Source organism: Kitasatospora sp. NPDC091257, assembly GCF_044757675.1.
GTDB lineage: Bacteria > Actinomycetota > Actinomycetes > Streptomycetales > Streptomycetaceae > Kitasatospora > Kitasatospora lactacystinica.
Genome location: NZ_JBIVVI010001014.1, coordinates 1 through 3391, shown reverse-complemented (window position 1 = coordinate 3391; position 3391 = coordinate 1). Strand labels below are relative to the sequence as shown.

The 3391-nt window shown below is 74.6% G+C and carries 2 protein-coding genes and 1 pseudogene; 1 reads left to right on the top strand and 2 read right to left on the bottom strand.

Annotated elements, in window-relative coordinates; genetic code table 11:
- Window positions 1-81: 81 nt before the first annotated feature.
- Window positions 82-1182, top strand: coding sequence for a phosphotransferase (locus ACIQOV_RS33615; RefSeq protein ID WP_359897692.1), 1101 nt, complete (start codon window positions 82-84; stop codon window positions 1180-1182).
- Between the two features lie 74 nt (window positions 1183-1256).
- Here ACIQOV_RS33615 and ACIQOV_RS33610 read toward each other — a convergent pair whose 3' ends face one another.
- Window positions 1257-2969, bottom strand: a complete 1713-nt coding sequence (locus ACIQOV_RS33610; RefSeq protein ID WP_401054555.1) for a protein kinase — start codon at window positions 2967-2969, stop codon at window positions 1257-1259.
- A gap of 112 nt (window positions 2970-3081) precedes the next feature.
- A pseudogene (locus ACIQOV_RS33605) lies at window positions 3082-3391 on the bottom strand (hypothetical protein); the annotation flags it as partial.

Sequence of the window (3391 nt, the reverse complement as noted above, 5' to 3'; positions counted from 1 at the left end):
ACCAGACCATGACTCCACTCCAGACGAGTAGTAGTGTAGTGAGTTGAGTTGTGTCGTGTTCCGTTCTGATAACCTCTGCACGTGACTTTCAGCCAGACCCTCGCCTGCGCCCCGGCCCGCCCCGACCTCTCCGCACCGCCGATGGGGACCCTCAGCCCACCCGTCCCGCTGGGCGCGCTCGCCGAGGTACTGGCCCGCTACCGGACAGGACGGCTGCTGACCGCCGAACCGGTCGCCGAGGGCCTGCTGAACCGGGGGTACCTGGTCACCACCGAGGCCGGTCCGTACTTCCTGAAGTGCTACGTCGACTCCGCCACCGCCAGCCGCCCGAAGATCGTCGCCCACCACCGCGCGATGGCCGCGCTGAACGCCCTCGGACTGCCCGTCGCGCCCCCGCTGGCCTGCGCCGAACGGTCCGGCACGGTGGCCTCGTGGGGCGGCCGGCTGTTCGCGCTGTTCCCCTGGGTCGAGGGCCGGCACCGGCACGGCGGCGAGCTCGAACCGTCGCAGTGCGACGCGCTCGGCACGCTGCTCGGCCGACTGCACGGCGCACTCGACGATGTCTGCGCCCCCCTCGAACAACCCGCCGGATACCGGAGCGCCGACGCCGTCGACAGCGCCGCCCTCGCCCACGACCTGCGACGCCGCGCCCGCGAGCAGCACCCCGCCGGGGAGCTGGACGCCCTGGTGGTGGAACGGCTCACGGAACGGCTGGAACTGCTCGCCGAGCACGCCCACCGCCGCCCCGCCCCGGCGGCCGCGCCCCCCACCGGCTGGACCCACGGCGACTTCCACGGCCTCAACCTGCTGTACGACGACGGCCCGCGGGGCGGCCGGGTGACGGCCGTCTTGGACTGGGACAAGCTCGGCCCGCAGCCACGCGCCGAGGAGGCGGTCCGGGCCGCCACGCTGCTCTTCAACGACCGCTCGTCCGGCGTCCTCGACCTGGTCCGGGTCCGCCGCTACTCACAGGCCTACCGGGCCTCCGGCGCCGCCACCGCCGAGCACCTGGCCGCCGCCGTCCACCGGGTCTGGTGGGAGCGGCTGAACGACTTCTGGATGCTGCAGTGGCGCTACCAGCGGGCCGACCACCGGGCCGACCCGCTCTACCCCGCCTCCGCCGGGCAGCTGGCGTGGTGGTGCCAGGAGTACGAACAGGTCCTGGACGCCTTCGCCAACTGACCGCGTCCACCGGCCGGTCCGGCCGACCCGCGAGGTCGGCAGGACCGGCCGAGGCGGGTCAGCCGGTCGGCCGGTCAGCCGGTCCCGGGCTGCGCGGGCAGCGAGGCCGGCGGCGTCACCGGCGGGATCGTCTTGGTCGGCAGCGGGTTCGGCGGCGGCGTGTTGCCGCCCCCGCCCGGCGTCGAGCCACCGGTCGAGGACGCCGTCGACGCGGACGTCTGCGTGTGGCTCGCGCTCCCGGTCGGTGTCGGGGTCGGCGTGTTGTGCTTGCCCCAACCCGGCGACGGCGACATGTTGTTGCCGCTGTTCCCGGTGGTGTTCCCGGCGGTGTTGGGGTCGGTCGGCTGCTGCGGCTTCTTGCTGCCGGAGCCCGAGGCGGGCGGGGGCGTCAGACCGCTCTGGACCGGCACGGGCGTGTCGCTGCTGGTGACCGCCGGGGGCTGCGTCGGGGACACCGTGGGGTCGACCGTGTCGTTGCCGCTGAGCGCGAAGGCGATGCCCGCGCTGGCCGCGACCAGCACGGCGATCGCACCGGCCACCCAGGCCCACGGCCCGCGCCGCCGGCCGCCGCCGTCCTCCTCGCCAGGGCCGTCGCCGTACGGGCCGCCGGCCGCCGGGTAGGGCGACGAGGGGGTGTGCGGGCCGCCCGTCGGGTACGGCAGCACGGAGGTCTGGTCGCCCGGGCGCACCGCGCCGAAGGCCGCGGTGGCCGCGGCCTGGTCCGGCCGGAGCACCTGGGTCGCGCCGGTGTCGCCCGCGGTCGCGCCGACCCAGCCGGCCCCGCCCGCGCCGTGCATCTCGCGCAGCGCGTGCTGCACGTGGGCGCGGAACTCGTCGGCGTCCTGGAAGCGGTCGTCCGGGTTCTTGGCGAGCGAGCGCAGCACCAGCGGGTCGAGCCCGGTCGGCACCCGGCCGTTGGCCTGCGAGGGCGGCAGCGGCGGGTCCTGGACGTGCTGGTAGACCACCGACAGCGGGGTGTCACCGGTGAACGGCGGGCGCAGCGTGAGCAGTTCGTAGAGCATGCAGCCGGCCGCGTACAGGTCCGAGCGGTGGTCGACCGGCTTGCCGAGCGCCTGCTCGGGCGAGAGGTACTGCGGGGTGCCCATGACCATGCCGGTCTGGGTCATCGTGGTCGCCCCGCCGGTGAGCGCCCGGGCGATGCCGAAGTCCATCACCTTGACCGCGCCGGCGTTGGTGATGCTCACGTTGGCGGGCTTGATGTCACGGTGGACGATGCCGTTGCGGTGGCTGTAGGCGAGCGCCTCCAGCACCCCGGCGATGATGATCAGCGCCTGGTCGACCGGCGGCGCCTCCTCGTCCGCCAGCAGCTCGCGGACGGTGCGGCCCTCGACCAGCTCCATCACGATGTACGGCGTGGACTCGTCCCCGACGTACTCCTCGCCGGTGTCGTAGACCGCGACGATCGAGTGGTGGTTGAGCGCGGCGACGGCGTGTGCCTCGCGGGTGAAGCGCAGCCGGGCGACGTCGTCCTGGGCCAGCTCGCCGCGCAGCAGCTTGACCGCGACGGTGCGGCCGAGCCGCACGTCCTCGGCGGCGAACACCTCGGCCATGCCGCCACGGCCGAGCCGGTAGGTCAGCCGGTAGCGGCCGTCGCCGACGGTGCTCAGCGGCACGGCGGTGCCGCGGCCCGGGGTCTGCGGACCGCCGAACGGCGGCAGCGCCGAGGTCTGGGCCTCGCTGCCGGGCTCGGGGATCCTCGGGGTCCCGCCGGTCCGGCCGACCGCTCGGACACCCGCGTCGTCGTCCGGCTGCTGCGTCTGTGCCATCGCTCCTCGCCCCGGGCGTTCGCTCGGATCGCGCTGCCCTGTCGCTTACGTATCCCCGAACGCTACCGCTTCCGGCGGACGGACGCGGCACCCCCGAACCGGCCGGAATCCGTCAGAGCAGGCCATTCCGGTCGGCGGGGAGGTCGACGACCAGCACGTTGGCGGGACGCTCCCCGTGGCTGTACTTGCCGCCGGTCTTCACGTCCGCCTTGTTGACCACGATGGCGATGATGATGCCCGCGAGCACCAGCACGCCGACGATGATCCCGATCACGACCACGGCCGTCGAGCAGCCGCCGCCGGTGGGCGCCTTGGGCTGCTGGTACGGCGGCATCGGCTGCGGCGGCGGGGTGTGCGCCTGCGGCGCCCCCTGCTGCAGGAACTGCGGGTGCGGGGTGTGCGGGGCCTGCGGACGCGGGGGC